This is a genomic window from Peribacillus frigoritolerans (assembly GCF_004358755.1).
GTDB lineage: Bacteria > Bacillota > Bacilli > Bacillales > Bacillaceae > Bacillus_P.
The window spans coordinates 924,917-948,064 of the sequence record NZ_SMZY01000002.1 but is presented as its reverse complement, the minus strand read 5'-3'; the positions used below and the strand labels follow the sequence as shown (position 1 = coordinate 948,064).

The following is a 23,148-nucleotide window of genomic DNA, read 5'->3' as shown; positions in this document are numbered from 1 at the left end:
AGCTCCACCTCCTAGCCCCTCGGTCAGAACAAATTCACCCAAAAAGGCGGGAACCGGACTTTATGGGTGAATTCTTATCTGCCTGTCGGGGCTGAACAGTCGGTTCCGCTTTTCGAGGTGTCTAGCTCCATCGCCCAACTCCTCGGCCAGAACGGCTCCGCCAGTAAAGGCAAAAAGCGCCTTTTATGTCGGATCCTTGTCATGCCTGAGCTAAACGGGCCGCTTGCGCTTTTCTAATAAGAAAGGTTGGGGAAATTATGCGGATTCTACACACAGCAGACTGGCATTTAGGCCGAACGCTTGAAGGGAGAAGCCGTCTTCTTGAGCAGGCTCAATTTTTAGACGAGCTTTCGCAGATTGTCATTGATGAAAAAGCGGATGCTGTCATAATGGCAGGTGATGCTTTTGATACGGTGAATCCTCCGGCAGCAGCTGAACAGCTTTTTTATGAAAGCATCTCGAGGCTTTCCGATAAAGGCCGCCGTCCTGTTATTGTGATAGCGGGCAACCATGACAACCCTGAACGTCTGCAGGCTGCTTCACCGCTTGCAGACACACAGGGCATTCACCTGATTGGATACCCTTCATCAGGTATTTTGACCGTTGATGTGCCGGCTGCTGATCAATCAATGATGATGGCGGCGCTTGCTTACCCTTCAGAAGCAAGATTAAAAGAAGTGCTCTCAGACAGTCATGATGAAATTCTTTTGCGCAATTCCTATGATGAACGAATTCGGGATTTATTTGCCTATATGGCAGAGCAGTTCAGAGATGACACGGTTAATCTTGCGATGAGCCATATTTATGTAGCCGGGGGAAGCTCCACTGATTCTGAACGTCCAATAGAAGTAGGAGGCGCATATACGGTAGCTGCTTCAAGTCTTCCTGAAAAAGCGCAGTATGTGGCGCTTGGGCATCTTCATCGTCCGCAGACTTTGAAGCGGGCCGGCACAATGGCAAGATACTCGGGTTCGCCTCTTGCCTACAGTTTTTCAGAATCAGGCTACGCAAAATCAGTTTCCATTGTCGATATTGAGCCAGGCGGACAGGCTCAAGTTTCTGAAGTCTTGCTCTCAAGCGGAAAGCCATTAGTAAAATGGAGAGCGCGAGAAGGATTGCAGCAGGTTCATCAGTGGCTGGACGATGGGAAAGACCAAAATGCCTGGATTGATTTAGAGGTCCATTTAAAAGATACCCTTTCCCTTGAAGAGATTCATAGACTGCGAAATTCACATCCAGGATTTGTGCATATCCGTCCTGTCTTTGAAAAAAGCATTCATGAACAAAGCCGGGAAAGCAGAGCAAATCTTCCGATAGATGAGCTTTTCGCCAAATTTTATGAGCAGCAGACCGGCGGGGCACAGCCTGATCAGGAAACGATGAAGCTCTTTCTGGATATGATTCACGATGAGCCGGAAGAAGAGGAGGAGGACAAGGAATGAAGCCAATATCCCTTACCATTTCAGGATTGCATAGTTTTAGAGAAAAGCAGGTTATTGACTTCAGTTCTCTTTGCGAAGGCGGAGTGTTTGGCATATTTGGCCCGACAGGAAGCGGAAAATCCTCTATTCTTGATGCGATGACTCTTGCTTTGTACGGAAAAGTAGAGAGGGCAGCCAATAACACTCAGGGAATATTAAATCATGCAGAGAATGTTCTCCACGTCTCTTTTACATTTGAACTTGAGAATGCAGACAGTTCCAAGAAGTATTCTGTAGAACGGATGTTTAAACGCACAGATGAGCAGCGGGTTAAAACTTCGCTTTGCCGCATCATGGAGCATACCGAAGAGACCGTAGTACTTGCTGACAAAGCTGCAGAAGTAAATGAAAAAGTGTATGCTCTCCTCGGTCTGACAATTGATGATTTCACAAGAGCAGTCGTTCTTCCTCAAGGGAAATTTGCTGAATTCCTGTCTTTGAAAGGAGCGGAAAGAAGGCAGATGCTTCAGCGTTTGTTCCATTTAGAGCAGTATGGAGATGAGCTCGTTAAAAAGCTCAGAAAAAGACTGCTGCATGCCAAGGGAAAACAAAACGAACTGACAGCTGAACAGGCAGGGCTCGGAGATGCTTCAAGTGAAGCAGTTAAGCTTGCTGAACAAGAGCTTGAAGGGGCAAATCTGCTCTTTGAAAAAAGACAAAAAGAATACGATCAAACCGTCAAACAATATGATGAGTACGAAGAAGTGTGGCAGCTTCAGCTTGAAAAAAGCGAGTATGAAAACCTGCAGTCGCGCCTTGAGCAGCAAAAAGATGACATGGCTGCGCTTTCTAAACGTCTTGAAGCTGCGGAGAAAGCGGACTACGTCAAGCCTTATGCAGAGGCGCTTCAATCAGCTGAAAGAGAAAAAAACAGCAGCAGCCGGCAAATGAAAGAGCTGCAGCAAGTCCTCAAGCAGCATAAGGAGCGTTACGCCCAAACCGTCAGCGCCTATGAGCAAATACGTGAAAAGAAAGCTGCAGAAGAACCCGTTTTAGTGACGAAAAAAGAACAGCTATTACAGCTTAGGGAATTGGAGAAAGTTCTTAAAGAAGAGTTAACTGTTATAAAGGAATTGACGGAAAAGGCTAACGCGTCAGCGGACGATCTTAGTCAGCGGCAAGAAGCAGCGGAGCGGGCCAATCAATTATTGAAAAAGGCGCTTGAAAAGCAAAAGGCATTAAAAGAGCAAATGGATCAGAACACTGTAACTGTTCAAGAGAGAGAACAAATACGGAAGGCGTCTGAACAAAGGTTTCACCTCGCCAATCTTGAAGCATCCTTAGCTGAGTGGAAGAAGACAGCTGATAAAAAAGAGATTCTTTTAAAGCGTGCAGAAGATCAGCTGAAGGACACAAGACAGAAGCACGAGGCGGTCGGCGAGAAAATCAAGGATTCCTTCGGCAGTGTTCAGCAATTTTACCATAGAAGCTGCGAGCTGCTTAACGATCATAAGCAGCAGACTGAAACCCGCAAGCTGCGCCTATTGGATGAAAAGAACAAAGCAGAGAAACAGCGCGAGCACAAAATGGCGGTCCAGCTTGCAAAACACCTTTCACAAAATGATCCCTGTCCAGTATGCGGATCGGCTCATCATCCAGAGCCTGCCAAAGAGACGGGTGCTTTAGAAATATCAGGCTCACTGATTGAGGAGCTAGAAGAGAAAACAGCTGAAGATGCAGCCATCAGTGCACATCTTCAGCACTTAAAAGAAAAATGGGAAGAACTCTCAAGAGAAATGGTCTCGGCCTATCCCTTTTTATCGGAACTGGTTGTTTCATTGAATGAAGACGAAAAAGAGGAAATGGATTCCCGTACAGAGTATAAAGCGCTGAATCAGGATTTTCTGCAAACGAAAGAACGATTCCAAAAGCTTCAAGTGAGCGAAAGAGGATGGCAGGAGAAAATCAATCAGCACCTTTATACTCAAAAGAACAGTGAAGAAGATTTAAAAGAAATTTATGAAAAGCATGATCAAACGGAGGCCGAATATCTTGCTGGACTAGAAAAGTGGATCCATGAGTTTGGCGGGATTTCCTTTGAACAGGCAGAAGAAAAGCAGCGGAAGATCAGTGAAAAAGATGCTGTTCTTGAAGAGCTGAAAACAAGAGTGCAAATAAGTGTCCAATTTATTGAAGAAAAAGAGAAACAAATCAAGCAGCTGGAGCATGAAGCTCAGCTAATTAAAAACACTCAGATTGAGCTTGCTGCTTCGCTTCAAAATAAACAGCAGGCAGCTGACGAGAAACAGAAAAGGCTGGGTCAAGAGACAGTTGGCAGTGACATTGCCTCTTTGCTCCGGGAAACGGACAGAAAATTAGAAGAGCTTGTTCAAACGGAGAAGAGCCTGTATAACGAGTGGCAGACTGCCCTGCAGGATGTTCAAAAGGCTGAAAGCAGGAGCCATGCAGCAGAGAAGGCTTATGAACAGGCAGAAGTGCGTCTGAAACAAGCCGTAACAAAATGGGAGCAGGTCAAGCAAGAGACCCTATTTGCAGATCTTGAAGCTGCGGTGAGATCCATCGCAGCACCTGCAGATAAGCAGAAAATGAAAGAAGAAATTGATGCCTATCAGGATAAAAAGAAACAAGTGTTGGCAGACTTAAAACGTGTAGAGGCAAAATTGAATAACAGATCTGTCAGCCTTGAAAAATGGACAGGTATTAAGCAGTTTAAGTCTGAAAGCAAGGCGCTGATAGACCTTGCAGCGCAAGAAAAAGGAGCTGCTTCGAAAGCATTGCAGCTTTTGAACGAGAAGCATAAACGATTTATGGAAATTGAAGAAAAGCGAGTGGAACTTGACAGCCTTGCTTCGCGTCTTGAAAAACTTCAATCTGTCTTTAAGGGAAACGGCTTTGTGGAATTTTTGGCAGAAGAACAGCTTCACCTGGTCGCAGAGGATGCCTCCGAACGTTTAGGGCAATTGACGAGGCAGCGTTATGCGATTGAAGTAGATTCCGGCGGCGGATTTATTATGAGAGATGATGCAAATGGGGGAGTGAGGCGTCCTGTCTCAAGCTTATCCGGAGGAGAAACGTTCTTGACTTCCCTGGCCCTGGCCCTGTCTTTATCCTCGCAAATTCAGCTGAGAGGGGAATATCCGCTTCAGTTCTTCTTCTTGGATGAAGGATTCGGTACCCTTGATGGGGAGCTGCTTGAAACGGTTATTTCAGCCCTTGAAAAGCTGCAGTCTGACAATCTTGCTGTAGGCGTCATCAGCCATGTTCAGGAGCTTCGTGCCAGATTGCCGAGGAAGCTTATTGTCTTGCCTGCTGAGCCGACCGGAAATGGAACAAGCGTATTGCTTGAAGTGATGTAGGTATTAAAAAAGGATGGATGTAAATGGCGAAAAAAGGGTTGGGAACGTGCGAGCTATGCAGACGGCAGGAAGTAGAAACGACAGAGCATCATTTAACTCCAAAAGAAAAAGGCGGGACCTTTTTGCCGACAGCACAGCTCTGCATACCTTGCCACAAGCAAATTCATGCTTTGTATACAAATGATGAGCTGGCCATCCGTCTGAATACGATAACAGAACTGAGAAATGATCCTAAACTTGCAAGCTATGTAAAGTGGATCCGAAAGCAGCCTTCTTCCAGACTTGTCCGGACAAAAAAATCAAATGAGCGGAAGAAAAGAAAATAACCTGACATAAAAATGACGTGCTGTCTCACAGGCACGTCATTTTAATTATTTCCTACAATATTTTGATCATTTACGTCCGGATCGATTGAATTCGTAGCACTTACGATATTGTTGACGATGATGAAGTCCCCGGTATTTCCCCCGCCAGACCCAGATGCGGTCTTTGATGAACTCTTTGGCGAAAGATAGAAAGAGTCACCAAAGTTTACAACACCGCCTCCGACAGAGTTAATGCAGATTGGACCTATAATAGCTGGCATGAATGAACATCCTTTGGCTTTCTGTCATATTCACAGTCTATGCATTAAGGCTGTTTACGTTCATTCTTGCTTTCTAATTGCCTGATGTGTTTTACCCGTGACTCAGCTGAAATGGTGTTCGTTGAACCAAAATGAACAACAGCGGCTGAAGAAATAGACGTTACTTTTACTGCCCCAACTTTTATGGTCGGATTTTCATGAAAGAAAGCAGTCTGTATGTTTTCTGTGATCAGTGGCTTTGGCAAAAGCTCTGAATAAATATTGTATTGTTTCAAGTCACCCTCGCTGCCGAGTTCAATTTCAGCTTCCCTCTGCACAGCGTAAACTTTAACTCGAGGAACGATATCTACACTGTCCCCGATCTGAAAAATTGAACTGATCCCGATTGAATCAACATACGCCTTGTTAACAATCGATAATCGATTGATCATAGCAGCTTACGTTGGTGCAAGTGGAACAAATGGGCCGATAATGAGTGATTCAGGCGGCGTATCAAAAACGGATGACAGTGTAATGCAATTGGCATCGCCAATTAGGAAGACGCTGGAACTTGCAACAGCGGTCACCCGAATGGCTCCAACAGAAAGCTCTTTATTCACAACGCTGAAATTCATGAGTTGCTGTCAGCTCCTTCTTGTGGCAGGGCTTGGATAAAGTACGTTATGGAACGCTCCACATCCTGCTTTACTTTCGATGTAATATCTTCAATCTGCGCGCTGACAGGAATGGATTCATCATAGGTTCCCTGTTTTAAGTAGAACCTGATCCTGCTGTCAATTTGCTTGCGGATATCTTCAATGATAAATTCCTTATGGGCATCATCAAGCTCATAGTTAGTTTGGGCAGCGATTTGCTCAATGTATTTGACGCAGTCTTCGTTCAGAAATGCGAGCAAGTTTGCCTGGACTGCTTCAAATATTTCTTCCTCGCGCTTTGTATTGTTAACCTGGTTTACTTGAAGACCCTTCTGATCTACCTCAAAGTTTTCAATTTGATCAGGGACAGTTGGATTGAGCCCTATGTTCAATGTTCCCTCAAGTGTTTCAACTTTTAATTGATCAAATTTATATTCTATTTTTTCAATTGTTGTACTGGGGCGTTTTTTTAATTCTTCTATTTCGCCCATCATGGCGGAAACAGCGGATTCAAGTTTTTTGATTTTCTCATCCTGAGCCTGAACGATTCCGTATAAATTCTGCACATACTGCATCATGGATTGATCATAGTACACTTTCATTCACCCCGCTTATAAATCACGTACACAACTTACCCTAGATTCATTTATATGCAGGGCGCTGAAATGGGTGAATGCCTATTCCTGATTAACTCGGGGCGAGCGGAACGAAAGGGCCTTCCGTCCCAGTCTGGCCTCCAGGAGGTACAGCAGCAGGGGCAGGGGCAGTAAATGCTCCAGTATTATAAAGGTTTGCGAGGGGTTTAATCATACCTGCGCTGCCAATTTGAAGAACAGAAGAGTTGCTGACGGCATCAACTTTCAAGTAATTAATTTGGATCGTCTGATTAATATAAAAATTCATGTTTTCACCTCTTTTATCCCGCATTAACGGGCATTAATACCCCTCCTCAAGACTTGAGAGGGAAAGTATAGTTGGGTAGGCAGGTAAACTGCCCGTAAAAGCCCGATTGGTTCAACTAACCAACAGTGGAAGATGAGGAAAACCTCCACTGTTGGAAGTTTCACCTTATGCATTTCCCGTTATTGGCTGGTCAATCGTGTCATTATCGTAAGCATTCGTGACACTGTTTTGATTGTTGATGCTCAAACCGTCTCCCGTATTGAAAGATCCAGCCCCTGCAAAGGTTTTGACTTCGCTGTATGGCGAGATGGTAATCACATCCCCGATATGAACAATGCTGCTCGTACCAACGGCATTTATTTTAAATGCTCCTACTATGGCTGGCATATTCCGACATCCTTTGCATTGAGGTAAAGTATTGCACCTGTAAAATATCGTATGAAAAATAGGCAGACTTGTGATAGGTGCGGAGTTATTTAGCGGATATAGGCAAGTGAGATAACGGCTGATATGAGTAAAATTTGTTGCTTTTAGACTTACTATTAAAAACCTTAAGTGGATTGTAGCGGAAGGACTTGACTCCCACCCTCCCCGGTGAAGGCAAGTTCCTGCAGCGGAAAGTAAGGGACAACATTTATAATCAAAAACAACAATCTATCTGAACACAGCCAAAAAAAGGACCCGCATAAATTGCAGGCCCTCTCAACACCGATTTTCCTTTTCATGTTACTTCATTCCCGATATCGTATATCCTTCAATAATGTGTTTCTGAAATAAGATGAAAATGATTATGATCGGAACGACCATAAAGGTTGATCCTGCCATTTGCAGGGCAAAGTTTCCTCCATACTGGCCTTTTAATAAAGACAAACCAACTGAGAGAGTATACAGTGCCTCGTCATTTGCGATAATTAATGGCCATAAGAAGCTGTTCCATCCTGCAATAAAGGTAAGGATACCCTGAACAGCAAGAATTGGCTTTGAGATCGGCAGGACGACTTGCAGGAAAACGCGAAATTCGCTTGCGCCATCCAGTCTTGCCGCCTCAAGTAATTCATCCGGTATAGTGGACATAAATTGCCTGAACAGAAAAATGCTGAAGGCTCCAACAAGACCTGGCAAGACAATTCCCGCCATTGTATTTGTCAGCTGCAATTGGTTCAAAATTAAATAAACAGGAATCATCGTGACTTGTCCAGGAATCATCATAGTAGCAAGCACCATATAAAAAATCTTTTCTCTTCCCTTAAAATTGAATTTTGCAAATGCATATCCCGCCATCGCATTTAGAAATAATCCAGCAAAAGAAAAAAGTACGACGATAATGGTGTTCTTTAAGTAAACGGCAAAATTCATGTTGACGAAAAGATTAACAAAATTTTCAAGGGTAAATTCACTTGGCCATAGGGTTGGCGGTATTTGCATGACTTCACTCTCAGTTTTAAAAGCCGAGAGAATCATCCATATGAATGGAATGGAGATAAGAAAGCCTGCAATAGTTAAAATGATGCCTAGTGTCCATTGTTTATAGCGCTCTTTTTCAGTTAAATACACCGGCTGTTTCATTGTCTTTGTTTTCATCGTACTCACCTCTTCATCCTCAATAATCAACATCTTTTTTCTGTAATCTGAATTGAATCATTGTCACAATGATGATGGCGATAAACAAGATAAACGAGCCAGCAGCAGCATAGCCAAAGTTGCTCAGCTGAAATCCATTGCGGTAGATAAATAATGCGACGGAGGTTGTGCTGTCTAGCGGTCCGCCCTTTGTCATGATAAATGGCTCCTCGAAAAATTGCAGCCAGCCGATCATCGTAGTAATGGAGACAAAGAAAATCGCATAGCGCAGCAGAGGAATGGTGATTTTTGTTAACTGTTTCCAATCACTTGCACCGTCAAGCTGAGCCGCCTCGTAATACGTTTTTGGAATACCCTGAAGTGCTGCTAAAAAAATTATCATATTGATCCCGATTGCACGCCATAAAGCTAAAGCAATTAATGATACCTTTGCCATTACAGGGTGCTGCAGCCAAGGGACGGGAGGGATATGAAGCAGCTCCAATATGTAGTTGAACAAACCGAATTGAGGGTTGTATAAATAACTCCATACAACGGCAACTGCTACAACATTAGTGATTGAAGGCATATAAAATACAGCTCTGAAGGCTTTGAAAATACGTGCTTTTCCATAGTTAATAAGCAGAGCGATTCCAAGGGAACAGATAATAACAAGCGGAACCCCAAAGATTACGTAAAAAAGAGTGTTAAAGATAGATTTAATGAAGATTTCATCGCTTAAAACATCTGTATAATTCTGCAATCCAATAAAGTTTATGGTTGACCAATCTGCTAATCCTGCTAAATCAATATCTGTGAAACTGATCATCAGAGCCACAAAGATTGGCAGCAATGAAAACAAGAACAACAAGATAATCGCAGGAGCTATGAAGAAATACGGTGTTTTGTTGTTAATGATGCTTTTCAAGGGAATCCCTTCTTTCACGTTAGCCAATAATTGATGATGGCTGACAGACAGAGGACTCTGCCTGTCAGCTCAATTCTGTCACTCTATTTGTTTAAAATTTCTTCGGACTTCTTGTTGAACTGATCTAATTCTTTTTCTACATCTGCACCGCCGCGGTAAATCTTTTCAAAGGTGCTTAAGTAAGTTTGGGCAATTTTTTCCCATTCTTTCATTACAGGCATTGATTGTGAGTGCTCCATTTGCTCCCCAAACGTTTTGTAAAGAGGGTTTTCTTTTAAAGATTCATCCTCCCAAGCTGCTTTTGTTGATGGCAGTGAATTTGTCATTTCCATCCACTTAAGCTGTGTTTCAGGTTTATTCATGTACGCTAAGAATTTTAGAGATGCATCTTTATTTTTTGTATGTTCAAAGATCGATAGATTTGATCCGCCAAGTGCCGAGATATTATTTTCTTTTGCGGGAAGAACAGCTGTAGCCCATTTCCCTTCAAGCTCTGGAGCCTGGTCATTAATAAGTTTAATCATCCATGGACCGCTGATGAACATTGGAAGAATTCCTTCATCCCGGAAGCCTTGAATGATATCAATTCCCAGTTCATCTTTAGGGGCGGAGCCATTCTTGAAAAATCCGTTTAAGTAGTCAACAGCTTCAATAAATTCCGGTTCGTTGAACAGTGGCTTATTTTGGTCATCAAGCAGGGTTGAACCATTTTGTCTTGCGAACATGAATGCCAAGCTTTGTTCTTTTGTATCAAGGCTTATTCCATACTTGCCTTTTCCGCGTTCAGATAATTTTTTTGCAGCGTCCTGAAGTTCATCCCATGTCTTAGGAGCTTCGTTATAGCCTGCTTCTTTCAGCAAATCTGTACGATAATAGAGAACTCGCGTATCAATGTACCAAGGCACTCCTACCGTTTTATCTTCAAATTTAGTTGTTTCTACGGATCCTTCATAATACTTGGCAGGATCAAGCTCCGGATAATCTTTTATGTGAGGTGTTAAGTCCATTAATGCATTTGCAGAAGCAAATTCAGGAATCCAGGTTGTTCCCATCTGCAGAACATCCGGGCCTTTTTTTGAAGCAACAGCGGTTAATAATTTATCATGCGCTGTATCCCAGGGAATTGCCTGAACCTTTACTTCAATTTTCGGGTTTTCTTTTTCGAATTCATCAGCAATTTTAGGAAGGGATTTTGCTTCCTCGCCCATGCCCCAGACAGTGATCGTCGTTTTATCCGATGATGCTGAATTACTTGAACAGCCTGCCATCACACCAGAAACAAGCAATGTTCCTAAAACTGCAGCACTTATCCATTTTTTGCTCTTAAATCTTGCAGATTTCTTCATTTTATTTCCCCCAGTTCATGTAATTCATTGATAAGAATCAATGGTGTAAACGTTAAGCATTAAAAGTAAAGAAAGGTATAAGATTGAAAGATTTAACCCATCCTCCTTCAGTGAAACGTTTCTATTAAGAAGAAAAAAATAGAGATTGTCCTATTTCTAATCAAAGCAAGGAATATAACAAACCGTAGAAACGTTTCGATAGGGCTATTATAATTGAGCGTGTAATCGTTTTCAACATAAAATTTTGGATTTTTATCATTTTTACAACATAATTCCATTATTTATTCGCTAATAAATAGGATATGAAGTGATTTAATACCGTTAAAAACGTTTCGATATTGTTTGACTCACAAAATGAAAGCGTTTATAATCCAATTAAATAGTAAATCGAAACGTTTTTATTACATAAGTTATATGAATCTACTAATATATGGAGAGTGAAAATAGTGAAACAAAAGCTGAACTCTATAATCCAAAAGATGACACTAGATGAAAAGATTGCTCAGTTTATGCAGCTGGCAACTCCTTTTTATAAAGGAGCGAGCAGTGAAGGTCAAATAACAGGCCCTATGGCAGAAATGGGAATCACAAAGGATGTTATTCAAAATAGCGGATCTGTTTTAGGTGCATCAGGAGCGCAAGAAACTATGGATATTCAAACTGCCCATATGAAAGAAAACCGATTAGGAATTCCGCTTTTATTCATGGCGGATGTGGTTCACGGATTTAAGACTATTTTTCCAGTGCCGCTTGCAATCGGATGCTCATGGGACACTGAATTAGCTGAAAAAAGTGCGGAGATTGCTGCTAAAGAATCTGCTGTGTCCGGTGTGCACGTTACGTTTGCGCCTATGGTTGATTTAGTGCGTGATCCGAGATGGGGACGAGTGATGGAATCAACGGGAGAAGATCCTTATCTTAATAGCCGATTTTCAGAAGCATTTGTCCGCGGTTTTCAAGGGACAGATTTAACATCCGATCTGAATCGGGTTGCGGCATGTGTGAAGCACTTTGCAGCATATGGTGCTGCTGAAGGCGGACGTGATTACAATACCGTTGATGTGTCGGAGCGTGCGCTGCGTGAATATTATCTTCCTTCATATAAGGCAGCGCTTGATGCAGGCTGTGAGATGGTTATGACGGCTTTTAATACAGTAGATGGCATTCCTGCAAGCGGAAATAAGAAGCTGATGCGGGATGTACTGAGAGAGGAATGGGGATTTGACGGTGTTCTTATATCTGATTGGGGAGCAGTCAAAGAGATGATTCCACACGGCGTCGCCGCTGATGAATCAGAAGCAGCACTTAAAGCTTTTCAGGCAGGAGTTGATATTGAAATGATGACTGCCTGTTACGTCAACCATTTAAAGAGTTTAATAGAAGCGGATTTGCTTGATGAAAAGCTTGTTGATGAAGCAGTCTTAAGGATTTTGGAGCTGAAGCAAAAATTAGGATTATTCGATAACCCGTATCGGGGGGCAGATGTGCAGCTTGAAAAAGAAGTTGTTCTTAGCGCGGAACACCGTAAGACAGCGAGAGAACTTGCTGTAAAATCTTGTGTTCTATTAAAAAATGAGAACGTTCTTCCTTTAAACACAAACAAGAATATAGCTCTTATTGGACCGTTTGCTGAAAGCGGCGATCTTTTAGGGCCATGGTCATGGCTCGGTTCAGAAGATGAAGCTGTAAAGCTCGCAGACGGGTTTAAAATGAAACTGGAATCTTCAAAGCTCCATACTGCCAGAGGCTGTGAGATTGAAGAGGGGAATAAAAGTCAGCTTGAGGAAGCTCTGGAGGCAGCTCAAAAAGCGGATGTGGTCGTGCTTGCTTTAGGCGAGCATTCTGGTATGAGCGGTGAAGCAAAAAGCAGGTCGAATATCCGCCTTCCTGAAATACAAGTTGAATTAATCAAAGCGGTGAAGCAGCTGAATAAACCGATTGTAACGGTTCTCTTTAATGGCCGTCCACTGGATTTGCGCGGTGTGATCGATCAATCGGATGCTTTACTTGAAGCGTGGTACCCAGGGACAGAGGGCGGTGCAGCCATAGCAGATTTATTATATGGAGATGTTAATCCATCAGGTCGTTTATCCATGTCATTTCCACACTCTGTCGGACAAGTGCCAGTCTATTACAATTGCTTCAACACCGGCCGCCCGCCAGAACATGCACAGGATGATTATGTTTCAAGATATCTGGATATCCCTAATGAACCGCTTCTTCCGTTTGGATTCGGTCTAAGCTACACAAGTTTTGCTTATAGCGAAGCAAGACTCTCTGGGGATGCCATTACAGAAAAAGAGGCTTTGCAAGTATCTGTGAAGGTGACAAATACAGGTGAAGCATCCGGAGAAGAAACCGTTCAATTATACGTTCAAGATCTGGCAGGAGAAGTTGTCCATCCTGTAAAAGAACTGAAAGATTTCCGGAAAATTCTTCTGCACCCTGGGGAAACAAAAGAAGTGACGTTTGAATTATCCGAAGCAAAGCTTCGCTATCATCATTCAGACCTGACATACAAAAGTGATCCGGGCAAGTTTCATATTTATATAGGTGCAAACAGTACGGATGTTATTGCTCTGCCATTCGAATTATTGAAAGAAAATGAGGGATAAAAACATGACAACAATGACTGGTTCAACAATTGACATCAAAGCGGGAGATGTTTGCTTCAGCTTTTTAAACAGCGGGGATCTGAGAGTGGCCACCCATAAAGATACAATGATTAATCAGTGTATCTCAAATCCGATAGACGGATCATTAAATAATTTATATTTGCGCTTGCATAGAGAAAGTGAGATTCAGTTTTTTCCATTGATTGGTGTACAGTCTGACAGCACAGTATCCTTTACAGATACTGAGGTTATTTGGGAAGGAAAAGCTGAACAAGTTTCCTATCAAGTGACATTTCAATTAACAGAAAGAGGCATTTGGTATTGGAATATTCAGCTTGAAGGGCATGACGTGATTGCAGACGTAATTTACGGTCAAGATCTGGGAATTGCAAACAAATGGGCAGTCCGTACAAACGAAGCATACCTTTCCCAATATATTGACCATCGGGTCTTTGAACATGAGCGTTATGGCTATGTGGTGTGCTCCCGCCAAAATCAGCCTCAGAGCTCTGGATTTCCTTATATTCAGCAGGGTGCCCTGACAAAAGCTGCCGGCTATTCAACGGACGGATATCAGTTTTATGGTTTATCTTATAAAGAAACAAACATTCCAGAAGCATTAACTAAAGAAAATCTGGCAAATGAAGTGTACCAATATGAATTTGCCTATACAGCTCTTCAATCGGAACGAGTGAAATTAGCAGGGAAAGCACAGGTTGTTTTTTATGGCCTATTCAAAGAAAATCATCCTGAAGCCGTTGCTGCACTGGAATATGCAAATGAGGCAGAGGATGCATGGAATGAATATAAGACAGAAAGCAAGAAAGATTTTCAATCTATTGGAAAGATTTCACCATCTTCTGACATAGGAACGCCACTGCGGACACTTTCTATGACCATAGAAGAAGTGGATCAGTACTTTCCGGACAGACATCAGGAAGAATGGGACGGAGATACTCTGCTTTCCTTCTTTACAGATACACATGAGCATATCGTTTTAAAGGAAAAGGAAATGCTTGTCGAACGTCCTCATGGTCATATTCTGATGACAGGGAACAATGACAGGCTCACTGATCAAATTATTACGACATCATCCTATATGTATGGTGTATTCAATTCACAGCTTGTAATCGGAAATACTTCCTTTAATAAAATGCTGACTAACACCCGAAATGCGCTGAATGCAATGAAAACATCAGGACAGCGCATATATGCGGAAATAGATGGAGTTTATCAGCTTTTAACGATGCCGTCTATGTTTGAAATGGGGTTCAATTATGCCCGCTGGTACTATAAGTTTGAAAAAGATATGCTGATTATTACAAATTTCACGACAGTTGATTCTCCGGAAGTTCATTTGCATGTCCGTTCTCTAAATGGCAGCGCCTATCGCTATCTTGTCACGAACCAAGTTTCAATGAACAATAATGAATATGAAACATCGTTCAAAATGGCGAAAGATGGTCAAACCCTCACTTTTCATGCAGATGCTGCATCAGACAGTGCTGGTGTTTATCCGGAATTAATGTATCGTCTTCAAGTAGAAGGCACAGATCCGGTGATTAAAGATGAGCGGGCGCTTGCCGAAAATGCTGAGCCGCTTTCTGCTTCCTTAGTTGTGATGGAGTTATCTGCATCTAGTGAATGGAACATAATCTTCACGGGACATCTTCACGGAGAAGAAAGGTCTGTGTCATTTCTTGATGCAGAACAGGAAATCGAACGTTACCGCGAATTTTATCAAGAGGTCATGAATGGTTTCCGTTTGTCATTGCCTGACGGGGAATCCGAAGAAGTTGAAAAAGTGAACGACCTTGCCTGGTGGTACACCCACAATATGCTTGTCCATTATTCCGTTCCACACGGTCTTGAACAATACGGAGGGGCTGCATGGGGTACACGGGATGTGTGCCAGGGGCCAGCTGAATATTTCATGGCGACACAAAAATATGATTCCGTCCGCGAAATTATCAAGACCGTATACTCCCATCAATATGAGGATGATGGAAACTGGCCGCAATGGTTTATGTTTGACAACTATTCTAAAATCCAGCATGGTGAAAGCCACGGCGACATTATCGTCTGGCCGCTTAAAATACTGGGTGATTATCTTGCTGTTACTAAGGACTACAGTATTTTAACTGAAAAAGTGCCATATACCATCCGCGGATCCTTCCAATATACGGACGAGGAAAAAACAATTTTAGATCATGCAAACAAAGAAATTGACTATATTAAACAGCACTTCCTGCATGACACTTATCTGTCTTCCTATGGTGACGGAGATTGGGATGATACTCTGCAGCCTGCAAATGCCAGTCTGAAAAAGTATATGGTCAGCAGCTGGACAGTAGCCTTGACATATCAGGTGATCAGCCAGTTTTCACAAGTTCTTGGGGAAGTGGATGGAAAAGAGGCTGACAGTCTCGAAAAACTTGCTGCAGGAATTAAAGCTGATTTCAATAAATATATGCTGCAGACGGATGTGATTCCTGGATTTATTTACATGGAAAAAAAGGGCGAGGAAGAGCTTATGCTTCACCCGGAAGATACAAAGACAGGCATCAGCTATCGTCTATTGCCGATGACACGGAGCATGATCAGCGAACTGCTTACGCCTGAACAGGCTGAAACACATTATCAGCTGATTAAACAGGAACTTTATTGCCCGGATGGAGTCCGCTTAATGAACCGGCCTGCAAAGTACGCAGGAGGGGTAAGCACTCATTTTAAACGGGCGGAACAAGCAGCCAATTTTGGCCGTGAGGTAGGACTTCAATATGTGCATGCGCATATCCGTTATGTAGAAGCGATGGCTAAGCTCGGAAAAGTGGATGAGGTTTGGGACGGGCTTTCTATAATTAATCCCGTTGGCATTAGTCAGACCGTTCCAAACGCTGAACGCCGCCAAAGCAATGCTTACTTCAGCAGCTCGGACGGGAAATTCAATAACCGCTACGAGGCACAGGAAAGATTCAACGAGTTGCGCGATGGCACAGTCCCTGTTAAAGGGGGATGGAGAATCTATTCAAGCGGTCCCGGCATTTATATGAATCAATTGATTTCCAATTGTCTCGGAATCCGGCAAATTCAAGGTGACTTAGTCATCGATCCCGTGATTCCTCAAAGATTAAATGGCCTTAAATTTCAATTTGAGTATATGGGACGGCAAATTACGTTTACTTACCGCATAAAAGGTGAAAAACTAAGCCATGTTCTAATTAACGGGAATGAGATTGAAGGAGAAATCCTGAAAAATCAATACCGCGAGAGCGGCATACGCATTCCAAGTGATGAACTGGAAAAAAGGCTTGATCATCATACAGCTGAGATTGAAATTTTTATGTGATGAACAGCAGGCGGTCGTGATTGACCGCCGTATTGTATAATAGCTGTAATGTTAAGGGAAGAGATAGGAGAGAGTTTCTTGGTCAGTATTAAAGATATCGCTAAAAAAGCAGGAGTTTCCATATCAACGGTATCCTACGCACTAAACGGCAGCCCTAAAGTTACAGAAGAAACCTCCGCGAAAATTTTAGCCATTGCGAAAGAATTAAATTATATTCCTAACGCAGCGGCCCGGAACCTTAAAAAGAGAGAGACGAAAGTAATTGGTGTCTATCTGACTGATTTCAGCGGAGCATTTTATGGCCAATTGCTTCAGGGAATATTGGAATCTCTCAGCAGGAATGACTATGGACTGATTGTCTGCAGCGGGGAGCATTCTCATCGGTACTTGCCTGAGCGCATGATTGATGGTGCGATTATTCTTGATTCGACGTTTTCAAGCGGCGAACTTTTGATGTATGCAGAGCGGGGACATAAAATAGTGATACTCGACCGGCAAATCGAACATCCAAATATTAATCAGGTTTTATTGGATAATAAAGCGGGCGCCACACTTGCCATTGATCATATTGTTGAGAAAGGACATACGAAACTGTATGTGGTGACAGGTCCGGAAGATTCATTCGATTCGATGCAGAGATTAAACGCAGTAAGACAGGCCGTACAAAGGTATCCTCATATTGAATATACAGAAATACCAGGGGATTTTACTAAAGAAGCGGGAGAGCGGGCCGCAGGGCAAATCATTGATGACTATGATCAAATTGCTGCTGCCTTTTGCTTAAATGATGAAATGGCGATTGGCATGTACAATTACTTGGCTAATACAGAATACAATGCAGGAGAGCACATTCATATCATCGGATTTGACAACCTGGAGGTTTCACATCACACCAAGCCCCGGCTATCTACGATTGACTATTCAAAACGCAGGTGGGGTGCGGTTGCTGCTGAACAATTATTGAAGCTGATCAAAGATGTGCCTGCAGAAAATGAACGGATTTATGTGACCTTGGTAGAAGGCGAATCAATTGGAGAAAAGAAAGCGTAATCCGCACCAAATTGGAGGCGGGAGTGGAAGGAATCTGTGACGATTCTTTCCATTCCCGCCTTTCGTTTGTCTAGTGTAAAATTAGATTTTACCGGATATTAGAGCCGAAAACATAGGCAAAATTCTATTTTAGTATCTGGCGGCACCGTATCATGTATTTCTTTTTCAGAGAAGATGTTTCATACTGTAGATAGAATGAGAGGACAGCAGATTCATAGTGTCCCTTAATTAAATGTTTGAAAAGAGGTTCATAAAAGTATGTCGAGAGTTCTTATACTGGCAGAAAAACCTGATCAGGGGCGTAAACTCGCTGCTCCGTTTCCTTTTGTAAAAAGAGAGGGATACTTGGAGATTGGGGCGTGCCCTGTCTTTCCAAATGGAGCGAAAGTCACATGGGCAATCGGCCATTTAGTTGAGCTTAAAAATCCCGATGAATATAAAGATGAATGGAAAAAATGGAGGCTTGAGACGCTGCCGATTATTCCAGACCAGTTTTTGTATAAAGTGAGTAAAGGAAAAGCAAAGCAATTTAAGATTGTGAAAGAGCTATTAAAAGAAGCGGATGAAATTATTATCGGAACAGATCCTGCCCGTGAAGGGGAAAACATTGCGCGCCTGCTGATCATGATGGCTGGTGCAAACCAAAAGCCGATAAAACGTCTCTGGACTTCTTCATTAACGGAGAACGCGATTATAAAAGGCTTTAATGAGCTGTATGACGGCAGCAAAACGATTCATTTGTTCCACGAAGCCCAAGCAAGGCAAATATCGGACTGGCTTGTCGGATTAAACGCCAGCAGACTCTATACCCTGCACCTTCAAAAAAAGGGGATCCGCGATGTGTTCAGTGTTGGCCGAGTACAAACCCCTGTATTAAAATTAATTTATGACCGGCAAAAAGAGATTGAAAATTTCAAACCAGAACCTTTCTTCGAAATGCAGGCAGCCTTCAAGGTCGAGAACGGGGAATATACAGGAAAGCTGAAAGGCCGATTTAAAACATCAGAAGAATTGTTTGCAGCAGCAGGTCCTGATATTTCGGCAGATCAGAAAACGTATGATGCAAGAGTTAAAAGTACAGAAGTCGCAGAAAAACGCGTGCCTTCACCAAAGCTTCACAGCTTGTCCACTCTGCAGGCAAAGCTGAATAAACAAAGGAAAATGAGTCCGAGCCAGGTGCTGAAAACGGCTCAATCATTATATGAAAAAGGATACATCTCCTATCCTCGGACAGATTCGCAATATATTACAGATGAAGAGTTCAGTTACATTAAAGCAAACATCAGCCAGTATCAGCAGGCACTTTCCCTGTCTTTTGATCCTGTGCGGCAGCATCCAACAAAGAGATACGTAGATTCTAAGCGTGTCAGTGATCACTATGCTATCGTACCGACTGAAAAGAAGGTCAGTTCTGCTGTTTTCAACTCTTTTAGCTATGAGCAAAAGTCTGTCTATGAAGAAGTCATAAAAACAGCACTTGGAATGTTCATGGAGGACTATGTGTACGATGAAACAACCATTGTGACTTCTATTGGAAAGAATGATTTCATCAGTAAAGGCAAAACAATGAAGAATCCGGGGTGGAAGTCACTGTATCAAAAAGACCCCGTGGAAACGGATGAAAAAAAAGAAGATCAAATGCTTCCGAAAGTCACAAATGGGGAAGCAGCTGCAGCCTCTGTGAAAGTTAAGGATGGCATGACGCAGCCGCCTAAACCTTACACTCAGGGCCAGCTGATTACCCTTATGAAAACGGCAGGCAAGCATGTTGAAGACAAAGAAATGAGAGAAGCCCTTAACAGTACCGAGGGACTTGGGACAGAGGCAACACGTTCAGGGATTATTGATACATTGCTGATGAGAAAATTCATTGAAGTCAAAAAGAATGAGGTATTCGTTACAGGCAAAGGGGAAATTCTCTGTGAAGCTGTTGAGGGCACACTCCTTTCAAAGCCGGAAATGACGGCTAAATGGGAGGTTTATCTTAAAGGCATCGGCAGCGGGGAAAAGTCAAAAGACGTCTTCATTGATACAGCCAAAAAATTCTGTTTCACATTGCTTGATCAGGCTAGTGTGAGCATGGAGAATTTAGAAGTGGCTGCACCTCAGGCTGCAGATACAAGGGAAGCGATTTGTGTTTGCCCTGCATGTAAAAAGGGAAGCATCATGGACCGCAAGACTTTTTACGGATGCACAGATTACAAAACAGGCTGCAAACAGACGTTTCCGAAAAAGCTTTTGGGCAAATCGATTTCAGCGGCGCAAATTAAACAGCTGTGTCTTAAAGGGAAAACGAATAAGCTGAAAGGTTTTAAAGGCAAGAAACCATTTGATGCAAGCCTTGTTCTGAAAGAAGGGAAAATAGAATTTTCTTTCTCTTAAATTCTCCATTCAAATTCCGGGACTTTTGTCCGATATAATAAAGAGAATATGAACTGGGGAAAATGGGGTTGGAATGTGTCACTGAATTTAAAAACGTATGTTGCGACAAGCTTTGGGATTCTTATTTTTTTACTTACTGCTTTTTTGAGCTTCACGATCAGCAGCAAATCTGTTCATGAAGTGAAAAATCAGTCTGGGAATTCATTATCAGAAATGGCTTTTCAAATGTCAGATAAGCTGGATTCATTTATGTGGTCCAGATATACAGAAATAGAAGTGCTGAGTGAACTTGAAACGGTCAGGGAGACTGATAATCTTGTCTACACTCAAAATATGCTGGATCAGCTTCATAAAAGTATTCCTTCCTTTTCATGGGTTGGTTTGACAGATGAAGATGGAATTGTAACGGCGGCAACGGATAAACTGCTGATAGGGACAGATATCTCAGATCGGCCAGTGTTTAAACACGCTCTGACCGGGCCGTTTATCGGGGACGTTCATGATGCGGTTCTGCTCTCTAAAATCCTTCCGAATCCAGGGGGTGAGCCGCTTCAGTTTGTGGATATCAGTACACCTGTTAAAGGCTCAAATTCAGAGTTTAAAGGGGTTCTTGCAGCTCACCTTAGCTGGGAGTGGTCGAACGAAATAAAAGAAACTGTGCTGAAGCCGTTAAAAGGAAAAAGAGAGAACGTTGAGATTTTCATTGTGAGTGCAAAAGATCATACCGTTCTACTTGGACCGGACAGCATGGTGGGGAAATCTTTACCTTTAGACAGCATAAAAAAAGCCAGAAAAAAAAAGAAAATGATTGGCAAATTGAAACCTGGCCGGATGGAAAATCATATGTAACAGGATATGCCAGAAGCAATGGCTACAAAGACTATTCAGGCCTGGGATGGACCGTTATAGCAAGGCAGGCAGAGGATACGGCCTTTGCTTCTGCATCTGAGCTGCAGCAATTTATCTTGCTTCTCGGCATCACATCTGCATTTATTTTCGCCGTCATCGGCTGGTTTGCAGCAGGCCGAATTGCTGAGCCGCTTGGATCGATTTCTGCAGCAGCTCATTCCCTGAAAAAAGGGAAGAATGTAAGAATACCAGATTATAAAGGAATCAAAGATATCGAAGTGCTCTCAGACTCTTTGAGAGATCTGATTGCCGACCTGCAAAAGACAGAAGATGAACTCGGCAGAATGGAAGACCTGGCGTATTTTGATGGTCTTACGGGTTTGCCTAACCGCTTCTCTCTGTATTTGAATATGGAAAAAGCAATGAAAAAAGCGAAGGCGGGAGAAGAGTCTTTTGTCATTCTCTTTCTTGATTTAGACGGTTTTAAAGAGATTAATGACAGCTTCGGGCATCATGTAGGGGATTCTGTTTTAATTGAGATTGGGAAAAGGCTGATGAACACCATGGCTAAGCCGAGCTTTGTTTCGAGATATGGGGGAGATGAATTTGTGTGCATCATCCCTTCAAAAAACGATCCTGAGGCATTTGGCAAGCTTTATGCAAATGAGATGATCAGCATCATTAATCAGCCAATTCATTTGGCCAAGAATGAAGTGAAAGTCGGCTGCAGCATCGGCTGTGCCATTTGGCCGCAGGACGGCGTCAATCCAGAAGATATTCTTAAGCTTGCCGATCAAGCACTTTATGTTTCGAAGACTTCCGGAAAAAATCAGATGAGTTTTGCATGCAAGAAAAACGCTTAGGGATTCCTAAGCGTTTTTTCTTTTCAACTTCTTTTATTCGTCTGATTCTTCACCGGATCGGTTTGTTTGAGTCGGAAGTGTATCCCAAAAGCTCACATCCGCGTTCTCGATTGATCCGTCTGCGATGGCTCTGACTGTAGAGTCAAGCGTTGTAATTGTTTGTCTAATCAGGTAGCCATTGCTCTTTTGTCCAAGCGCATAGGACTCGATATAGTGATCAGACATTCCGCGCATTTCAAACAGAAGAGTAGATATGCCATAACGGACAGCTGCGCCGTTGCGTCCGATATCTTGACCGCTGCCCCCATTGTATTTTCCGATATGGCCCCAGCCGGTGTTTTCAATAGAATGATAAACAACAGACCCCAGTTTTTTAGAACGCTCAAGCACTTCAGCTTTAACCTCACTATTAGTTGGATGCAGGATTGAACCAGAAACAAGTTCACCCTCTGTTTCGCTTAGTGTACCTTGGTGATGCAGGTCGATCATGTAATCAATCTTGTACTTTTCAAACACATTTTCATAGAGAGCCTTCACTTCTGCCTGCATGCTTTCAATCGGTTTATCATGCTCACGGTTTAAATCAATTTCATTTGCATTATACCGGGTTAAATGACGGTCACCATCAGCTAAATAGTTATCCAGTGAAAAATTTACATCACCCATGGCGCCATCAGCATTCAGCATTGGAATGACCAGAATATTTACGTTCTCCAATACACCTTTTGTTTTATTGGTGCCTAAGTGTTTGATAAATTCAAGGGCTCCTTCTGTTGTCAGCTGCTCGTTGCCGTGCTGCTGCGTTAAAAAGAGAATAGTAGGGTTGTCCGGGTTGGATATGTATTTTGTTAAGTAAATATCCCGGCCTTTTACCGTTTGGCCGATGATTTCAAGCTGCATGGCCTCCTGCTTGGCATCTTGTGTTTTTAAATAGTCGACCATGCTTTCATAGGTATGAAGAATGGATGTTTGAATTGACCCATTCCCTGCGCCAGGTCCATTGCCGACTGCACTTACTGGTGAAGAAACAACGGATATAGCACTAATTGCCATAAGACTTGATAGAGAAACAGAGAATACTTTCTTTTTAAGATTCATAGACATCCTCCAAATGTTTGATTGATAAATATTTCGTTATACGAAATATTTATACTTCTATGCTATCTTTAAACGTTTTCATTGTTAATAAAAGGATAGACCTGTTGTTTTGACAGTATTGACTGGGAGAAAAGGCGGGGTAAACAAATTTAGTGGCATTTTTTATGAAAAAAGCAGCAGATTTCT

19 protein-coding genes are annotated in these 23,148 nt (G+C 42.5%); 9 read left to right on the top strand and 10 right to left on the bottom strand.

Annotation, left to right across the window (positions count from 1 at the left end):
- Nucleotides 1-257 precede the first annotated feature (257 nt).
- Genes E2R53_RS12080 through E2R53_RS12070 form a run of 3 tightly spaced genes read left to right on the top strand, consistent with a single transcriptional unit; the run spans nt 258 to nt 5,124 of the window.
- Nucleotides 258-1,442, top strand: coding sequence for an exonuclease SbcCD subunit D (locus E2R53_RS12080; protein WP_133311983.1), 1,185 nt, complete (start codon nt 258-260; stop codon nt 1,440-1,442).
- Entirely contained in the window at nt 1,439-4,798 is a 3,360-nt protein-coding gene (locus tag E2R53_RS12075) for an SbcC/MukB-like Walker B domain-containing protein (RefSeq protein ID WP_133311982.1), read from the top strand. Before E2R53_RS12080 ends, E2R53_RS12075 begins: the two co-directional genes overlap by 4 nt.
- Nucleotides 4,799-4,821: 23 nt before the next feature.
- Nucleotides 4,822-5,124 (top strand): HNH endonuclease, encoded by a 303-nt coding sequence (locus E2R53_RS12070; RefSeq protein ID WP_133311981.1) that lies wholly within the window; start codon nt 4,822-4,824, stop codon nt 5,122-5,124.
- A gap of 41 nt (nt 5,125-5,165) precedes the next feature.
- On the opposite strand, the gene E2R53_RS12065 is transcribed toward E2R53_RS12070, so the two are convergent.
- The 9 genes from E2R53_RS12065 to E2R53_RS12025 form a co-directional block, all read right to left on the bottom strand.
- Nucleotides 5,166-5,384: a spore germination protein gene (locus E2R53_RS12065; protein ID WP_133311980.1), complete on the bottom strand. Its 219-nt coding sequence runs from the start codon at nt 5,382-5,384 to the stop codon at nt 5,166-5,168.
- A gap of 44 nt (nt 5,385-5,428) precedes the next feature.
- Nucleotides 5,429-5,815 carry a spore germination protein GerPE gene (locus tag E2R53_RS12060; RefSeq protein WP_133311979.1) on the bottom strand — a complete coding sequence of 129 codons (387 nt, stop codon included), beginning with the start codon at nt 5,813-5,815 and terminating at the stop codon, nt 5,429-5,431.
- Nucleotides 5,816-5,821: 6 nt separating this feature from the next.
- A complete protein-coding gene (locus E2R53_RS12055; protein ID WP_070879263.1) occupies nt 5,822-5,998 on the bottom strand; it encodes a spore gernimation protein GerPD in 177 nt (58 codons plus the stop codon).
- Complete coding sequence (gene gerPC / locus E2R53_RS12050) at nt 5,995-6,621, bottom strand: spore germination protein GerPC (protein WP_133311978.1); 627 nt, start codon at nt 6,619-6,621, stop codon at nt 5,995-5,997. The genes E2R53_RS12055 and gerPC overlap by 4 nt, the downstream gene beginning before the upstream one ends.
- An 85-nt stretch (nt 6,622-6,706) precedes the next feature.
- Nucleotides 6,707-6,922 carry a spore germination protein GerPB gene (locus tag E2R53_RS12045; RefSeq protein ID WP_133311977.1) on the bottom strand — a complete coding sequence of 72 codons (216 nt, stop codon included), beginning with the start codon at nt 6,920-6,922 and terminating at the stop codon, nt 6,707-6,709.
- Between the two features lie 165 nt (nt 6,923-7,087).
- Nucleotides 7,088-7,309 carry a spore germination protein gene (locus E2R53_RS12040; protein ID WP_133311976.1) on the bottom strand — a complete coding sequence of 74 codons (222 nt, stop codon included), beginning with the start codon at nt 7,307-7,309 and terminating at the stop codon, nt 7,088-7,090.
- A 339-nt stretch (nt 7,310-7,648) separates the two neighbouring features.
- Nucleotides 7,649-8,503 carry a carbohydrate ABC transporter permease gene (locus tag E2R53_RS12035; RefSeq protein WP_133311975.1) on the bottom strand — a complete coding sequence of 285 codons (855 nt, stop codon included), beginning with the start codon at nt 8,501-8,503 and terminating at the stop codon, nt 7,649-7,651.
- Nucleotides 8,504-8,522: 19 nt separating this feature from the next.
- Entirely contained in the window at nt 8,523-9,410 is an 888-nt protein-coding gene (locus tag E2R53_RS12030; protein WP_133311974.1) for a carbohydrate ABC transporter permease, read from the bottom strand.
- Between the two features lie 83 nt (nt 9,411-9,493).
- Nucleotides 9,494-10,756: a sugar ABC transporter substrate-binding protein gene (locus E2R53_RS12025; protein ID WP_133311973.1), complete on the bottom strand. Its 1,263-nt coding sequence runs from the start codon at nt 10,754-10,756 to the stop codon at nt 9,494-9,496.
- A 446-nt stretch (nt 10,757-11,202) separates the two neighbouring features.
- Here E2R53_RS12025 and E2R53_RS12020 point away from each other — a divergent pair, with 446 nt between their 5' ends.
- The 6 genes from E2R53_RS12020 to E2R53_RS11995 all read left to right on the top strand — a co-directional run bounded on the left by E2R53_RS12020 (nt 11,203) and on the right by E2R53_RS11995 (nt 21,864).
- Entirely contained in the window at nt 11,203-13,371 is a 2,169-nt protein-coding gene (locus E2R53_RS12020; RefSeq protein WP_206197377.1) for a glycoside hydrolase family 3 N-terminal domain-containing protein, read from the top strand.
- Nucleotides 13,372-13,375: 4 nt separating this feature from the next.
- A complete protein-coding gene (locus E2R53_RS12015) occupies nt 13,376-16,720 on the top strand; it encodes a GH36-type glycosyl hydrolase domain-containing protein (protein WP_133311972.1) in 3,345 nt (1,114 codons plus the stop codon).
- Nucleotides 16,721-16,798: 78 nt separating this feature from the next.
- Nucleotides 16,799-17,770, top strand: a complete 972-nt coding sequence (locus E2R53_RS12010; RefSeq protein ID WP_133311971.1) for a LacI family DNA-binding transcriptional regulator — start codon at nt 16,799-16,801, stop codon at nt 17,768-17,770.
- A 258-nt stretch (nt 17,771-18,028) separates the two neighbouring features.
- Complete coding sequence (locus E2R53_RS12005) at nt 18,029-20,152, top strand: type IA DNA topoisomerase (RefSeq protein ID WP_133311970.1); 2,124 nt, start codon at nt 18,029-18,031, stop codon at nt 20,150-20,152.
- A gap of 75 nt (nt 20,153-20,227) precedes the next feature.
- The gene (locus tag E2R53_RS12000) at nt 20,228-21,001 is read left to right on the top strand and encodes a PDC sensor domain-containing protein (protein ID WP_165970966.1); all 774 of its coding nucleotides are present in this window, start codon (nt 20,228-20,230) and stop codon (nt 20,999-21,001) included.
- A 116-nt stretch (nt 21,002-21,117) separates the two neighbouring features.
- On the top strand, nt 21,118-21,864 hold the full coding sequence (locus E2R53_RS11995; RefSeq protein WP_133311968.1) for a diguanylate cyclase domain-containing protein: 747 nt from the start codon (nt 21,118-21,120) through the stop codon (nt 21,862-21,864).
- 33 nt (nt 21,865-21,897) lie between these two features.
- Here E2R53_RS11995 and E2R53_RS11990 read toward each other — a convergent pair whose 3' ends face one another.
- The gene (locus E2R53_RS11990) at nt 21,898-22,962 is read right to left on the bottom strand and encodes a M14 family zinc carboxypeptidase (RefSeq protein WP_133311967.1); all 1,065 of its coding nucleotides are present in this window, start codon (nt 22,960-22,962) and stop codon (nt 21,898-21,900) included.
- Between the last annotated feature and the right edge of the window lie 186 nt (nt 22,963-23,148).